Source organism: Yersinia kristensenii (genome assembly GCF_900460525.1).
GTDB lineage: Bacteria > Pseudomonadota > Gammaproteobacteria > Enterobacterales > Enterobacteriaceae > Yersinia > Yersinia kristensenii.
On the sequence record NZ_UHIY01000001.1, the window covers coordinates 1,047,938 to 1,062,701 of the forward strand.

Genomic DNA, 14,764 nt, shown 5'->3' on the forward strand with positions numbered 1-14,764 from the left:
CCATTACAGCGCAACATTATTTTGCGACGTACTGTTTTACAAAGTACTTTTGCAAGCGGGTTCCAAGGATGGAGCCTGAGAACTCAGCGCAGGATGCGTTATCTTCAGTCATATCCTCTGTTGGTCTCAGCCCCCGTTTAGTAATTATTCTCATTTACCCTCTTGACTCTGGAGTTGACTCCAAGGTGTAGAGTGCAATCATACCGGCTAAATCCTGTATACCTTTTACATTCTGTCCAGGAGGCACCATGCATTCACATTCCGAACATCAGCATTCAACAGATACACAGAGCCAGTGCGGCTGTGGTCATAGTCATGCAAAAAAACAAACAGGTTGCAGTAACCAACAAGCAACCAAGGCTAGCAATGACAGCACAAACTCAGTGAGTGAGCATTCACATCAAGAGGGAGATTGCTGTAGCCAGAGTCATGCCGATGAAGGTGACGAGGAAAGTGACAGACTAGCTCTCGCCACACCTTCTGGTAGTCAGCGTTTTAGCTGGCAAGTTAAAGGAATGGATTGCCCAAGTTGTGCCCGTAAAATTGAAAATGCAGTCAGCAGTCTGAGCGATATTGAAAATGTAAAAGTCCTGTTTGCTACAGAAAAACTGGTGGTCGATGCCCGCTCAGATATTCGCCCCCAAGTGCAGCAAGCCGTCATACAGGCAGGGTTCAATCTGGTCGATACTCAGTCTCACACGGCGAGCAAAAATGCTGCACCAGAATCTCGTATTCGTGAATATTTACCAATCATATTATTAACCACTCTGATGCTCATCAGTTGGGGGATCTCATTATTCAGCATTCAGCTGAGTGAATTTGCATTTATTGCAACTACCATTGTCGGGCTAATCCCCGTTGCAACTAAAGCCTGGAAACTCATCCGCTCCGGCACCCCCTTTGCCATTGAAACCTTAATGAGCGTCGCGGCTATCGGTGCAATGTTTATTGGCGCGACTGCTGAAGCCGCAATGGTATTGCTGCTGTTTATGATCGGCGAATTGCTGGAATCTTATGCAGCAAACCGAGCACGCCGGGGCGTGACCGCGCTAATGGCGCTGGTACCTGAAGAGGCATTGCTGCTCAAAAACGGTGAACGCCAACCGGTGCCTGTTGCCAGCTTGCGCCCTGGCGATATCATTGAAATCTCACCAGGGGGTCGCCTGCCCGCTGATGCGGAATTAATGACTCCATTTGCCAGTTTTGATGAAAGTGCTCTCACCGGCGAGTCAGTTCCTGTTGAACGCGTGCAAGGCGAGAAAGTCGCCGCAGGGAGTTTATCTGTCGATCGCGCTACCGAAATGCGCGTTATCTCTGAGCCAGGTAATAATGCCATTGACCGTATTCTACAACTCATTGAATTAGCTGAAGAACGTCGAGCGCCTATTGAGCGTTTCATTGACCGTTTCAGTCGCATTTATACACCCGTCATTATGCTTCTCTCAGCACTGGTGATGCTGGTTCCGCCTTTAGCTTTCGCCGAACCATGGGAAACGTGGATTTACCGCGGCCTGACATTGCTGCTGATTGGTTGCCCATGTGCGCTGGTCATTTCTACTCCAGCCGCCATTACCTCAGCACTGGCCGCAGCAACACGGCGCGGAGCATTGATTAAAGGGGGCGCGGCACTTGAGCAACTGGGCCGCATTCAAACTGTTGCTTTCGATAAAACCGGTACGCTGACAGAAGGGAAACCGCAAGTCACTGATATTCTGCCAGTATCCGGCGTGAGTGAAGCTCGCCTGTTAGCGCTTGCGGCGGCGGTAGAGGCGGGATCGCACCATCCACTGGCAGTCGCCATCATGCAGCGTGCGCAACAAAATACGCCCCTGTTGCCACTCGCCGAGGAACGACGTGCGCTGGCAGGTATCGGTGTTGAGGGCATAGTGAACGGGATAGTGGTTCGTGTCAGTGCTCCCAGTAAGATATCACCGGAATTATTGAGTGCTGAGTGGCTAGCGCAGCTCGATGAACTGGAAAGTAGCGGTAAAACGGCTGTCGCCGTGTTGGAAAATGAGAAATTCATTGGTTTAGTGGCACTGCGCGACACTTTACGCACTGATGCTAAACAGGCGATTGATTCACTGAAAAAGCTAGGTATTCAAGGGGTTATGCTAACAGGTGATAACCCACGCGCAGCCGCGGCTATTGCCAGTGAACTGGGGATTGATTACCGCGCTGGATTGTTACCTGCCGATAAAGTACAGGCAGTTATGGCGCTAAATGCGACACACCCGACAGTGATGGTGGGTGACGGTATTAATGATGCCCCAGCAATGAAAGCGGCCAGTATTGGCATCGCGATGGGCAGTGGCACTGATGTAGCGTTGGAGACCGCCGATGCCGCATTGACCCATAACCGGCTGACGGGGTTGGCAGAAATCATCCTGTTATCACGAGCAGCCAACGCCAATATTCGCCAGAACATTACTATCGCATTAGGGCTGAAAGGTATTTTTCTGGTGACCACCTTACTGGGCTTAACCGGCTTGTGGCTGGCAGTATTAGCCGATTCCGGCGCAACTGCCTTAGTGACAGCAAACGCACTGAGGTTATTGCGCAAACGGGATGTTTAAAGCAAAGATCAATTTTGAACACAGGGGTAAAAGCCGGGGTTATTCCGCTTTTACCCCTTTCTTGACCAAATAGCGATAAGGCGTCTGTTGGGTATCTTGTGCCAGTAACTGGTGATCCATAAAGCGGCAAAAACCGGGGATATCACGGGTCGTGGCAGGGTCATCAGCAATAATCAGCAGAGTTTGGCCATCCTCCATATGTCGGACGGTTTTACGCACCATCATCACCGGCTCTGGGCAGCGTAATCCTAGTGCATCAAGTGTTTTGTCCGGATGGGCAAAAATATCGGTCATTGCAGTTCTCTTGTGTATCAATAAACAGGCTACGAATAATCTAAAGTGTAAGCGAGCTTACGAAGCGGGCAAACTTATGAAGCGTAATAGTTTACTCCGCCGGTTTTTAGGTGCAAGGGGCACAATAATTTCCGTAGAAAGCCCCTCGATTGCGCTAAAATTAACCATTGCATTCGTTGCGCAAACGCGTATTATGCGGCGCGTCGCAGAAATTGCGGCACATTATGTTTGGGTTCCCTCACCCCAATAACCAAAAAGGCTACATTTATGTTTTCGTTTACTGCCCAACAGCGGATGACCGCTTTGGTATGGCTGGCGCTATTCCATATTGTCATCATTACCTCCAGTAACTATCTGGTGCAATTACCGATCGCTATCTTCGGTTTTCACACCACTTGGGGGGCATTCACTTTTCCGTTTATCTTCTTAGCCACTGATCTGACTGTGCGAATTTTTGGTGCCCCTTTGGCGCGCCGGATTATTTTGTCCGTCATGCTGCCAGCCTTACTTATTTCATATCTGATTTCCGCCCTGTTTTATCAGGGAAGCTGGCAAGGGTTCCCGGCATTAACCAGTTTTAATCTGGTCGTCGCCCGCATCGCCGTGGCGAGCTTTATGGCATATGTGCTGGGGCAAATTCTTGATGTTCAAGTCTTTAACCGCCTTCGCCAACGCAGTGCCTGGTGGGTTGCCCCTACCGCTGCCATGTTCTTTGGCAATATCAGCGATACCATGGCATTCTTCTTTATTGCGTTCTACCGCAGTTCCGACCCTTTTATGGCGGCAAATTGGGTAGAAATCGCCCTGGTGGATTATAGCTTTAAGCTTCTGATTTGTATGTTATTTTTCTTGCCAGCTTATGGCGTGATGCTCAATGTGTTATTGAAATACTTTGCTCGACAGACCGAACAGCAAGCGCTAACTCGAATAAGTCCTGCTCAACAATAGATTTATGAATAATAAATTTATGAATAATAGATTGCTGAATAATAGATTGCTTTTAGCGTCTGAATAAGGTGCGATAAGGTCGCATACCCAAAGTGGTTGGAGTTGCTGTTCCCTCTGCCATCTCAAATCAGAGGGGATATTAATCATCGATAAGGGATTACCATGCATAAAATAACCAAGTTTCTTGCTGTTGGCCTGCTGGTCGTGGGATTAAGTGCTTGCGATGGCGGCAGCGATAACAATGTGGGCCAGCCCGTCAGCTTGTTAGATGGCAAAGTGGCGTTTGTTTTGCCGGCAGATTTGTCTGACCAAAGCGGAAAAATGGGCAACCAAACCAATAACATGCACGTTTACGCCAACAAAACTGGCGATAAAGCGGTTATCGTGATTTTAGGTGATAATACCGATGAAGCGTTGGATGTTCTGACTGAGCGTCTGGCTGAACAGCAACGCGCTCGTGATGCCAACCTACAGGTTGTGACGAACAAAGCCATTAAGGTAGACGGGCATCCTTTCCAGCAATTGGACAGCATTATTACTAGTGGTGGGCAAAAAGCCTATTCGTCCGTATTGATGGGTAAAGTCGATAACCGATTGATGACATTACAAATTACCTTACCGGCCGACAATCAGCAGCAAGCACAGACTGAAGCTGAATCCATTATCAGCACCTTAAAGTTGAGCCCATTATCACTGCCATAAATCTGGGATAGTCTTCCCAATATAGCGCGGATAAAGCCAAATGAAGGGGAAACGCGCCGTTGGGGTCGTAACGGCGTAAGCCGTCGGAGTGCCCCGAGGTGCGGTCAACCCTTCACTCACTAAGCGATAAGCCACTTTGTCATCAGCCTAAGAGCGCGGGTAAACCCGCGCTCTGTCTTTGACAATCACGCCAGTGCTCGTGCCAGTAAGGTAATGGGGTGCTCGCATTTCTTACTGGTCGACATCTCAATCTGCCATTTACAGGTTTCGCAGTCAGTAATCACTAAATCAACGCCACTGTCTTCAATCTGTTGGAATAATGATGCTCCGATCCCTTGGGATGTCGTGTAATTCTCTGATTTAAAGCCATATGTCCCGGCAATCCCACAACATTGGGAATCCAATACCACCAGCTCAATACCTGGGATACGCTGGAGTAGCGCCAAGGTATAAGCCGTCCAGCCCATTTTCTCCATATGGCATGGTGTGTGATAAGCAATGCGCAGCGGTTTGTTTTCGGCCGAACCATTTCCGCTTGAAAACAGTGGCTTGAGTGGTAATTCCCGCCCTTTTTCTAATAAACGGTAGAGATAGCGAGTCGCTAGTTCCACTCTATCGCGTACCGGCGCAGTATCGACATCCAGTAAATGCGGATACTCGTCGCGCAGGGTAAAAGTACAGCTTGAGGAGGTAGCGACCACCGGAATATCGCGGTCAATCACGGCGTCAGTGAGGGATTCCAAATTCACCCGCGCCTGTTTTTTCGCCTGTTCAATAAACCCATTTGCAATCAGCGGCACACCACAGCATTTTTCGCGTTTAAGCAATTGAACACCAATGTTCATCGCATTGAATACACTGACTAAATCCTTGCCCAACTGCGGATGGTTATAGTTGACAAAGCAGCCATGGAAAAATGCCACCTGTTCAGCATATTGCTGCTGTTTCTCTGCTTGTTTGCGATACCAGCGGCGGAATGTGCCAAACGAATATTTCGGTAACTCGCGCCGGTGGTCAATTTTCAGCGCTTTATCCAGCAAGACCCTCACCGGTTTTAACCCCGTGACCGCATTGATGACTGGCGCAAACGGCGTCGAGAGAGTGCCCATGAGATCGGTGTGGCTGAGGATAGCATCACGCAGTTTGGGCTTATTACTGCTGTAACTGGCTTTAGCGCGCTGGATGATGTCACCGATTTTGACATCTGACGGGCAAGCCACTTCACAGCGTTTACAGTTAGTACAATATTTCAGTGCATCATCATACAGCGCCGGATCTTTCAAACGTAGGCGCTCGCCATCAGGGCCAGCTTGTTTTGGCCCTGGATAAAGCGGGTTAACTTTCGCCACCGGGCAATATGTGGTGCAAACCGTACATTTGATACAACTTTCAAAGCTGTTATCCCGTGCCAGATGTTTATTCTGATAGAGAGGCTCATCCTGAGTGCTTTCGTGCAGTGGTAACCCCGTCATAATGTCACCTCCATAGCGCTAACAATCTGCTCTGCCACGAACAATGCACTGGTCAATGAGACCCCGGCACCACAGCCCTGTTGCAGCGGGTCATAGCCGCCGAGAACCGCGCCAATAACATGCAGGTTATCCAGTGCGACACCGCCGCGCAGCGCCCGTAATCGGTTATCGGTATTCACGCCAAATTGCAAATAAGGTTGCGGCGCAAACATATTGCTGTGGCTCCAATCTGCGCGGTTTGGTAGCGATAAAATATCCAGATCCAGTATCGGCTCATAGATATGCTCAAAAGTCGCCACCAGTCCATTGCTGAAGAAACTGCCGCTCGCCAGCACCATCTGGGCTGCCCGTAGCGGAATATCACCATGATTGCGGCTATACAGACCGGTAATTCGATTTCCTACCAGTTCGGCGCGCAATACCGCATCACCCGGCATGACAATACCGCCTAATTGCTGGAAACGACGGCGCAGGGCTTGATGTAGGCGCATACCGAGCAATGACGGCGGCAAGGTTGGCAACAATTGAATCGGTTTTCCCACCGCCGCACGCAGCGCCTCTAATGGTGCTGATTCATCCAGCCCAATGCAGGCAGGCAGTAAAATCATTTCCGCTGTTGATGACAAACGCGCCAGTTCGTCGGCCAGCGGTTGCCGGTTGTCGGGCAAATCCAGCACTCGCGCAATATTCACCGCACGGAATTCACTGGGATTATCGCGTAAACGATCCAGCGCCGGTAAATGCAGATAATCTGCGGTGGCCTCAACGCCCTGATCCTGCAAAGCACTGGCGACCATCTGTGGCTGAAAATCGAGGAACCCTTCAATACCAATCACCGCCACTTTTTGCCACGGCAGCGGGCCGCTCAATGGCGCGACGGGAATATCCGAAGAACTCAGCCAGGTAGGCCGACAACTGCCCAGCGGGGTGAGGCGCAAGTGATTCTCAGCCGCGCTGCCGACCAAATTCAGCCCGCAGCGGCTTAACAGGGATTCAGCTTGATACGCGAGCTCGCCCACCGACTCAGTTTGCCCTATTTTGCTATAAGGATGTTCAGGCGCTAATTCCGCTAACATTTCAAGCGCAGACAGTGGCTGGCTGACCGCCTGCCCATTGGGTAATTTCGCCAACAGATCCAAAGAACCAGAGGAGAAATGCAGCGCATTTTGACCGGCGCTGACAATCGCGCAATATTTACCTTGCTCGGCGAGGCGGATACCGCAAGCCAACCCGGCTAACCCGCCACCGATGATAATCACATCAAATTTCATCGCGTTTCTCCTGCACATTGGCCGCGCTCGGGCTATCATCCAGGCCACAGAGCCCTTGATAAACCCAATGGGTAAACTCACTTTCCCGTAAAGCGTCGCCCCAAGCTATTGGGCGCACCCCTTTCCAGCGCTCATTCAAAAACTGGCTAAGCTGTTCCCGAGATTGTTGCGGTGTGGTCACCTTAAAACGGCTGAGTAGACCCGCAGCGCGGCATGCGCAAAGCTCCCCCTGGCAAGTCCCCATGCCAACGCGAGTGCGGCGGCGTAAATCCAGTAGGTTATTAACTGACAAAGATTCAATGGCATAGCGCACTTCACCGGCGGTAACCGCCTCGCATTCACACACTAAACTGTTGTCCAGACGATTTCCTGCAAGTAACTGGGTCGCGCGGTCGCCGTGACGATACACCGCTGAGCCGCGAATGCTGGCGGGCAGAGAAATGACTTTGCTGAGCGTTTGCTCTGCTGATTGCTGTGAACCGGGAAGGGGCTCTTGGGCCGTGGTGCAGGCGGCGGTCACTCCCAGCTTTTCACAGACTTTATCTGTTGCCCATTCCGCCATCAGCCGGTAGGTCATCAACTTGCCGCCGGTGATGGTGATAAAACCTTCCAACCCATCACGGCTGGCGTGGTCGAGCAAGACGATGCCGCGACTCACATTACGCCCCGAAGGATCATCATCACTGGCGACCAGCGGCCTGACTCCGGCATAAGCCCGTAAAATGCGCGTTTGCGCCAGTTGCGGTGACAATTTTGACCCTTCACGAATTAAGGTATCCACCTCTTGTGCCGTGACGACCATATTGTCTATCTGATCGTAATCAATATGGGTGGAGGTGGTGCCGATCAGTGAAATGGTGTCGCCCGGCACTAAAATGTCGGCATCGGCCGGTTTACGGCAGCGGTTGATCACCATGTTGTTGATCCGATGGCCCAGGATTAACAACGCGCCTTTGGCAGGGAACATGCGAATACGAAGATCGGCATATTCAGCAATGTGCTGACCCCAAATCCCCGCGGCATTGACCACGATTTGCGCATGAATATCATATTGGCGCTGATTCTTACTATCAAAAACGCGCACGCCACTCACCCGATCACCCTGACGTAATAATCCGATAACTTGGTGATAAGTCAGTACATTGGCCCCGTGCTCACGGGCATCCAACATATTGGCGGCGGTTAAGCGGAAGGGATCAACTGTACCATCTGGCACACGAACAGCCGCAATCAGCGCGGGGTTGGCAGCAGGTTCCAGCCGTAATGCTTGTTTGGGATCAATGGCTTCGGCGTCGATCCCCGCATCCTGACAGCGAGCAATAAATTGCGCCTGATATTCCAGGGAGTCTTCCGGCAAGGTGATAAACAAACCATCGGTTTGCTCAATGCAATGGCGGGCAATACGTTTCAGAATCCGGTTTTCTTCAATACATTCACGGGCGGGTTCGCCATCAGTCACAGCATAACGTGCACCGCTGTGTAATAAGCCATGGTTGCGGCCTGTCGCGCCAGTGGCGATGTCATGTCTCTCAAGCAGAGTACAAGCCAACCCCCGTCGGGCGCAGTCTCGAGCAATCCCGGCCCCGGTCGCGCCACCACCAATGATGATGACATCCGTTTCTGTGTAAGGAGAACTGTTCGTCATGAAAGACCCCATTTTATCAGACAGCCGCCAAGCGGCTAATTATGAGTCTATTGAGCCACAGTCTTTATGGGTATTGTTTGATAAGGAACAAAAACGAACCAAAAACGAAAATAATATGGTGTATAAAAACCATGATTGTGATCAAAGTCACAGGTAATTTGTCATTACCGGTTTCAAAATGTTAACCAATCGCTCAAAATTGCCGCCGCTTTCATATAACTGTAACAAATGCGCCATCACTCACAGATAAGTTTCGCAATCTTATCTAGTATGACGTTCGTTATGGAACATAAACGACAATTGCTTCGCCGCTTAACCATCGGCAGCGTTTAACCACCGGGTAGACACCAGGCTATACCGGAGTCAAAAACTACAAAAAAGCCATCGGAGGCACTCATGTTGAGTATTTTTAAGCCCGCGCCACATGTGGCAAGGCTGCCCGCAGACCAGATTGATCCCACCTATCGCCGCTTACGTTGGCAAATTTTCATGGGTATCTTCTTCGGTTACGCGGCCTACTATCTGGTGCGTAAAAACTTTACTCTGGCCATGCCGTATTTGATCGAACAAGGATTCTCGCGCGGGGATCTGGGTTTCGCACTATCCGGTATTTCTATTGCTTATGGCTTCTCAAAATTCATCATGGGTTCGGTTTCTGACCGGTCTAACCCACGGGTGTTCCTCTCCGCCGGTTTGATTCTCGCCGCTGCCGTGATGCTGTTTATGGGCTTTGTGCCATGGGCGACATCCAGTATCGCGGTGATGTTCGTGCTGCTGTTCTTATGTGGTTGGTTCCAGGGTATGGGGTGGCCGCCATGTGGCCGTACCATGGTGCACTGGTGGTCTAAGAAAGAACGCGGCAGTATCGTTTCTGTCTGGAACTGTGCCCATAACGTGGGTGGTGGCTTGCCGCCATTGCTGTTCTTGCTGGGGATGGCATGGTTTAACGACTGGAAAGCCGCGCTCTATATGCCAGCGTTCGGTGCCATTTTGGTGGCATTGATTGTCTTTGGTTTAATGCGTGACACCCCACAATCTGTGGGCTTACCTCCGATTGAAGAGTACAAAAACGACTATCCAGATGACTATAGCGAAGAAGCGGAAGAAGAGCTGACGGCGAAGCAAATCTTCATGCAATACATTTTACCAAACAAGCTGTTATGGTATATCGCGATTGCTAACGTGTTTGTTTATTTGCTGCGTTACGGCATCCTCGACTGGTCACCTACCTACCTGAAAGAAGTAAAACACTTCGCGCTGGATAAATCCTCATGGGCATATTTCCTGTATGAATACGCAGGAATTCCAGGGACGCTGCTGTGTGGTTGGATGTCCGACAAAGTATTTAAAGGTAACCGTGGTGCCACCGGCGTGTTCTTTATGACATTGGTGACTATCGCGACCATTATTTACTGGCTGAACCCGGTTGGTAATCCAGGTATCGATATGGCCTGTATGATCACTATCGGCTTCCTGATTTACGGCCCAGTGATGTTAATTGGCTTACATGCCCTTGAATTAGCACCGAAAAAAGCAGCGGGTACTGCCGCAGGCTTTACCGGTTTGTTCGGTTATCTGGGTGGCTCGGTTGCGGCCAGTGCCATCGTCGGTTACACCGTTGACTACTTCGGTTGGGACGGCGGCTTTATGGTCATGATTGGCGGCAGCATCATGGCTGTTCTGTTATTGATCGTCGTCATGTTCAGTGAGAAAAAACATCACGCTGAGCTGGCCAGACAGGCAGAGCTGGATAAAAAATAATCTCTAAATGATTAAGTAGCTTACAGGCTGTGCCGTTATCTATGGATTAATAGCGACACAGCCTTTTTCATACCCTGAAATTGATAAATGGAGCAATATCAATGAAAACCCATATCAAAACCCTGGTAGCAAGTATGATTCTGGCATCTTCAGTCGCCGGCATGGCACATGCAGCTGAACCCGTAGCCAAAGATAAATCAGCCGATAAAGTGGTTATCGCGCATCGTGGAGCCAGTGGCTACTTGCCTGAGCACTCACTGCCCGCTAAAGCGATGGCCTACGCACAGGGCGCTGATTATCTTGAACAAGATTTGGTGATGACCAAAGATAATGAGTTAGTGGTTCTCCACGACCATTACCTCGACCGGGTAACAGATGTCGCCGATCGCTTTCCTGACCGTGCCCGTCAAGATGGCCGTTATTACGCCATTGACTTTACGCTACCAGAAATCAAGTCACTGAAATTTACCGAAGGCTTTGATATTGGTAAAGATGGTAAGAAAGTGCAGAGCTATCCGGGCCGCTTCCCAATGGGCAAGTCTGATTTCCGTGTGCACACTTTCCAGGAAGAGATTGAATTTGTTCAGGGGCTGAATCATTCAACGGGTAAAAATATCGGTATCTATCCTGAAATCAAAGCGCCATGGTTCCATAAGCAGGAAGGGAAAGACATTTCCACCAAGGTGTTGGAAGTATTGAAACAGTACGGTTACACCACCAAAGCCGATAAAGTCTATCTGCAATGCTTTGATGCCAATGAATTAAAACGCATCAAAAATGAGCTGGAACCGAAGATGGGCATGGACCTGAAACTGGTTCAACTGGTGGCTTACACTGACTGGAAAGAAACCTACGAACAGCAACCGAATGGCGAATGGGTTAATTACAGCTATGACTGGATGTTCAAACCCGGCGCAATGAAGAAAATCGCGCAATATGCTGACGGCATCGGCCCTGACTACCATATGCTGGTAGTTGAAACCTCGACGCCAAATAATATCCAACTGACGGATATGGTTAAAGAAGCCCATGCCAGCAATATGATGGTGCATCCGTTTACTATCCGCGCGGATAAACTGCCTAAATACGCCACAGATGTAAACCAACTGTTTGATATTATTTATAATCAAGCCGGGGTTGACGGGGTATTTACCGACTTCCCAGATAAGGGTGTGCAATTCCTGCAAAAACAGGGGCAGCACCAGTAAGTTAGCTGCCGTCAGTTAAAAATCAGAAGTTAAAAACTGAAATCAAAAAGGGGGACGGTAAGGGTTATCGTCCCCCCTCAGACTGATTACAAAGTTAAATGAAGGGGAATCGTGCCGTTGGGGTCGTAGTGGCGTAAGCCACCGGAGTGCCCCTAGGTATGGTAACCCCTTCACTCACGGAGCTATCAGCCCTTTGCCAATGATTTCCCGTTATTTATCAGTACCTAAAAACATCTTGCGCAGGTAATGGGGGACTGCATCATCAGCATTTGAGCCGATCACTTCGAGGTTCGGCAACATATCTTTTAAGCGCTGATGGGCATCGCGCATAATGCAGCCCTTACCCGACATAGACAGCATTTCCAGATCATTCATACCATCGCCAAATGCGATACATTCTTTCAATGAATAACCAATGATTTTAGACACTTGCTCAAGCGCATGGCCCTTGGATACCCCACCGCCCATGACTTCCAGACAGGTCGGGAAGGAGAAGCTGACATTCACCCGATCGCCCCAACGCGCATTGATGGCTTCTTCCAAAATCAATAATTTATCGTGATCTTCACAGGTGAAGTAAACCTTACACACCCCGTCAGTCGGCAGTAAAGCCGGTTCGAACACTTGATATTTGAACACCGATTCGCGGAAAAACTCTTCCTGTTCAGGGCTTTCGCGGTTCATGTACCATTCATCATTCAAATAGACGTTGGTTAGAATATCTGGATTATGATGTTCAATATTGTACAAATCACGGGCAATATCAGCATCAAGGTTATGACTGAAAATCAGTTCCCCAGCCGTGTTATGCACACGCGCGCCGTTGGAGGTTATCATAAAGGCGCTGATATCCAGGTTGTCGCGTATTTGCGCCACATCAATATGGTGGCGGCCAGTCGCAAACACAAAGTGCACGTCGCGCTGCGTCAGCAACTTGAGTGTCTCTTTGGTATAAGGCGTCAATATGTGGTCAGGTGACAGCAGAGTGCCATCTAAATCGGAAGCAACAACATGATACATAGCGGTATGTTCTAACCTCTGGTGGTGTCGGGATTTACCGGCCGACGGATTATTTTATGTTGTAAAGAAGAGTGATGTTGCGCAAAAAAGCGCAATATGGCGCTTAGCGCCTCAGCACGCAGGGTGTCCCGCTCGAACAGGATCTCATGGCGTGCGCCTTGAATGACCTTAGGCTGCCCCCCTTCGCAAGGGTGCCCCGCCAGAATCATTGCCTGAGAAAATGCATTATGGGCCGGGTTATGCACAACCCGATCATCACTGGCCTGTAGTAACAGAACCGGCGTAGTAATTTTGTCTGCCTGAGCAATAATTTGCTCACCCACCAGCATGCTTTCACGGATCCAATGATAGGTTGGCCCGCCAACACGGATTTCGGGTGTATCGGCATATTGGTGCAAATAGCGGCGATAGCGCTCGCGGCTGTGGGTCAGCATATTGACCAAATACGGCAATGGTCGCCATTGCCCGGTGCCAATTGCGTAATAATCCCGCAGTTTCTGATGCTTTTCAGCCCAGTCAACAATCCGGTGAGCCAGCCAGCCCGGCATCGGCAAATGGATACCAAACATTGGTGCACAGAGTGCCACGGCGTCAAATACCTCTGGCTGCCGCGCCAAAAAGCGCGTCAGAATTGCGCCCCCCATAGAATGGGCCAGTGCAAAACGCTGCTGATAATGGCTACCGGTTATTTCGCGCTGCACCAACTGCGTAAAATCTTCAATGTAATCATCAAATTTGATCACATGGCCACGGTTATGATCCTCCAGCATTCGCCCGGATCGGCCCTGCCCACGATGATCCATCACTATAACATCATAGCCTTGCTGGAATAGATCATAAGCTACTTCAGGGTATTTAACGTAGCTTTCAATGCGACCAGGCACCACCACTACCACGCGGGTATGTTCGGGTGAGCGGAAACGGACATAGCGAATGGGGATATTATCGACCCCCATAAACTCGTCTTCCTCCCGCTGCTGCCAGAAATCTAACAATGGGCCATTAACAAAAGCAGCAAACTGCTCTTCACGGGTCAACCAGCTATTATCTAACGGCATAGTGTGTCTCTAACAGCATAGTGCGTCTCTAACAGCATAGTGCGGCCCGATATAATATAACGTTATAAATCATAGCTAATTGCATCCTTTGGCTGGAGTGACAGGGTACTCTGTGAGCCATAGCACAATGATTAGCAATAGAGTATTGTGGCATAAATTTATGCATTCAGGGAGTTTTGCCAATGACCTTAGATTGGTGGTTAACTTATCTGCTGACCACAATTATTCTCAGTTTGTCCCCCGGCTCAGGTGCCATCAACACCATGAGCACCACCATCAGTCATGGCACGCGCGGCGTGATTGCCTCCATCTGCGGATTACAATTGGGGCTGGCGGTGCATATTGTGCTGGTTGGTGTGGGCCTTGGCGCACTGATTTCACAATCTCTGCTGGCATTTGAACTATTAAAATGGCTCGGAGCGGCTTACTTAATTTGGCTTGGCATTCAACAATGGCGCGCCGCCGGGGCGCTGGATTTGCATGCATTGGCGAACAGCATGCCACGGCGCAAGCTATTTAAACGCGCAGTGTTCGTCAACCTGACCAACCCGAAAAGCATTGTCTTCCTGGCTGCATTGTTCCCACAATTTGTCCTGCCACACCAACCGCAGGTGGCGCAATATCTGATTCTCGGCAGCACCAGTGTGATAGTCGATATTATCGTGATGATTGGTTACGCGACTCTTGCTACGCGCATCGCGGGCTGGATTAAATCACCGCAGCAAATGAAATTATTGAACCGAATATTTGGTAGCTTATTCATGTTGATAGGCGCATTACTGGCCACGGCACGAAAAGTATAAAGCCGT

Annotated in this window: 13 protein-coding genes; 7 read left to right on the forward strand and 6 right to left on the reverse strand. The window is 49.8% G+C overall.

The window, feature by feature from the left end; all coding sequences use genetic code 11:
* Positions 1–248: 248 nt before the first annotated feature.
* Positions 249–2,576, forward strand: coding sequence for a zinc/cadmium/mercury/lead-transporting ATPase (locus DX162_RS04880; RefSeq protein ID WP_004391327.1), 2,328 nt, complete (start codon positions 249–251; stop codon positions 2,574–2,576).
* Between the two features lie 39 nt (positions 2,577–2,615).
* Here DX162_RS04880 and tusA read toward each other — a convergent pair whose 3' ends face one another.
* Positions 2,616–2,870 carry a sulfurtransferase TusA gene (gene tusA / locus DX162_RS04885; RefSeq protein ID WP_004391326.1) on the reverse strand — a complete coding sequence of 85 codons (255 nt, stop codon included), beginning with the start codon at positions 2,868–2,870 and terminating at the stop codon, positions 2,616–2,618.
* A 267-nt stretch (positions 2,871–3,137) separates the two neighbouring features.
* Between tusA and DX162_RS04890 the strand changes: the two genes are divergently transcribed.
* Entirely contained in the window at positions 3,138–3,818 is a 681-nt protein-coding gene (locus DX162_RS04890; protein WP_004391324.1) for a 7-cyano-7-deazaguanine/7-aminomethyl-7-deazaguanine transporter, read from the forward strand.
* Positions 3,819–3,980: 162 nt separating this feature from the next.
* A complete protein-coding gene (locus tag DX162_RS04895; RefSeq protein ID WP_004391319.1) occupies positions 3,981–4,520 on the forward strand; it encodes a DcrB family lipoprotein in 540 nt (179 codons plus the stop codon).
* Between the two features lie 185 nt (positions 4,521–4,705).
* Here DX162_RS04895 and glpC read toward each other — a convergent pair whose 3' ends face one another.
* The 3 genes from glpC to glpA are packed head-to-tail and all read right to left on the reverse strand — an operon-like array spanning position 4,706 to position 8,908.
* On the reverse strand, positions 4,706–5,992 hold the full coding sequence (gene glpC / locus DX162_RS04900) for an anaerobic glycerol-3-phosphate dehydrogenase subunit GlpC (RefSeq protein ID WP_032820172.1): 1,287 nt from the start codon (positions 5,990–5,992) through the stop codon (positions 4,706–4,708).
* Positions 5,989–7,263, reverse strand: a complete 1,275-nt coding sequence (gene glpB, locus DX162_RS04905) for a glycerol-3-phosphate dehydrogenase subunit GlpB (RefSeq protein ID WP_032820170.1) — start codon at positions 7,261–7,263, stop codon at positions 5,989–5,991. Before glpB ends, glpC begins: the two co-directional genes overlap by 4 nt.
* Positions 7,253–8,908: an anaerobic glycerol-3-phosphate dehydrogenase subunit A gene (glpA, locus tag DX162_RS04910; RefSeq protein ID WP_004391315.1), complete on the reverse strand. Its 1,656-nt coding sequence runs from the start codon at positions 8,906–8,908 to the stop codon at positions 7,253–7,255. The genes glpB and glpA overlap by 11 nt, the downstream gene beginning before the upstream one ends.
* Between glpA and DX162_RS22270 the strand changes: the two genes are divergently transcribed.
* The 3 genes from DX162_RS22270 (at position 8,907) to glpQ (ending at position 11,877) form a co-directional block, all read left to right on the forward strand.
* The gene (locus DX162_RS22270; RefSeq protein WP_004391316.1) at positions 8,907–9,065 is read left to right on the forward strand and encodes a hypothetical protein; all 159 of its coding nucleotides are present in this window, start codon (positions 8,907–8,909) and stop codon (positions 9,063–9,065) included. The genes glpA and DX162_RS22270 overlap by 2 nt on opposite strands.
* Positions 9,066–9,304: 239 nt before the next feature.
* On the forward strand, positions 9,305–10,669 hold the full coding sequence (glpT, locus tag DX162_RS04915) for a glycerol-3-phosphate transporter (protein ID WP_004391314.1): 1,365 nt from the start codon (positions 9,305–9,307) through the stop codon (positions 10,667–10,669).
* Between the two features lie 101 nt (positions 10,670–10,770).
* Positions 10,771–11,877, forward strand: coding sequence for a glycerophosphodiester phosphodiesterase (gene glpQ, locus DX162_RS04920; protein WP_004391313.1), 1,107 nt, complete (start codon positions 10,771–10,773; stop codon positions 11,875–11,877).
* 210 nt (positions 11,878–12,087) lie between these two features.
* Here the strand turns inward: glpQ and yigL are convergent, their stop codons facing one another.
* Both yigL and pldB read right to left on the reverse strand, forming a co-directional pair.
* Positions 12,088–12,897 carry a sugar/pyridoxal phosphate phosphatase YigL gene (yigL, locus tag DX162_RS04925; RefSeq protein ID WP_004391312.1) on the reverse strand — a complete coding sequence of 270 codons (810 nt, stop codon included), beginning with the start codon at positions 12,895–12,897 and terminating at the stop codon, positions 12,088–12,090.
* Between the two features lie 11 nt (positions 12,898–12,908).
* A complete protein-coding gene (pldB, locus tag DX162_RS04930) occupies positions 12,909–13,955 on the reverse strand; it encodes a lysophospholipase L2 (RefSeq protein WP_004391311.1) in 1,047 nt (348 codons plus the stop codon).
* Between the two features lie 182 nt (positions 13,956–14,137).
* Here pldB and rhtB point away from each other — a divergent pair, with 182 nt between their 5' ends.
* Positions 14,138–14,758 carry a homoserine/homoserine lactone efflux protein gene (rhtB, locus tag DX162_RS04935; RefSeq protein WP_004391310.1) on the forward strand — a complete coding sequence of 207 codons (621 nt, stop codon included), beginning with the start codon at positions 14,138–14,140 and terminating at the stop codon, positions 14,756–14,758.
* Positions 14,759–14,764 lie beyond the last annotated feature (6 nt).

What these genes read in the sequence shown, in the direction of transcription:
- glpA (WP_004391315.1), bottom strand. Translation starts at nt 8,908, where the DNA reads ATGACGAACAGTTCTCCTTACACAGAAACGGATGTCATCATCATTGGT.
- tusA (WP_004391326.1), bottom strand. Translation starts at nt 2,870, where the DNA reads ATGACCGATATTTTTGCCCATCCGGACAAAACACTTGATGCACTAGGA.
- glpB (WP_032820170.1), bottom strand. Translation starts at nt 7,263, where the DNA reads ATGAAATTTGATGTGATTATCATCGGTGGCGGGTTAGCCGGGTTGGCT.
- DX162_RS22270 (WP_004391316.1), top strand. Translation starts at nt 8,907, where the DNA reads ATGAAAGACCCCATTTTATCAGACAGCCGCCAAGCGGCTAATTATGAG.
- yigL (WP_004391312.1), bottom strand. Translation starts at nt 12,897, where the DNA reads ATGTATCATGTTGTTGCTTCCGATTTAGATGGCACTCTGCTGTCACCT.
- glpC (WP_032820172.1), bottom strand. Translation starts at nt 5,992, where the DNA reads ATGACGGGGTTACCACTGCACGAAAGCACTCAGGATGAGCCTCTCTAT.
- glpQ (WP_004391313.1), top strand. Translation starts at nt 10,771, where the DNA reads ATGAAAACCCATATCAAAACCCTGGTAGCAAGTATGATTCTGGCATCT.
- DX162_RS04880 (WP_004391327.1), top strand. Translation starts at nt 249, where the DNA reads ATGCATTCACATTCCGAACATCAGCATTCAACAGATACACAGAGCCAG.
- pldB (WP_004391311.1), bottom strand. Translation starts at nt 13,955, where the DNA reads ATGCCGTTAGATAATAGCTGGTTGACCCGTGAAGAGCAGTTTGCTGCT.
- glpT (WP_004391314.1), top strand. Translation starts at nt 9,305, where the DNA reads ATGTTGAGTATTTTTAAGCCCGCGCCACATGTGGCAAGGCTGCCCGCA.
- DX162_RS04895 (WP_004391319.1), top strand. Translation starts at nt 3,981, where the DNA reads ATGCATAAAATAACCAAGTTTCTTGCTGTTGGCCTGCTGGTCGTGGGA.
- DX162_RS04890 (WP_004391324.1), top strand. Translation starts at nt 3,138, where the DNA reads ATGTTTTCGTTTACTGCCCAACAGCGGATGACCGCTTTGGTATGGCTG.
- rhtB (WP_004391310.1), top strand. Translation starts at nt 14,138, where the DNA reads ATGACCTTAGATTGGTGGTTAACTTATCTGCTGACCACAATTATTCTC.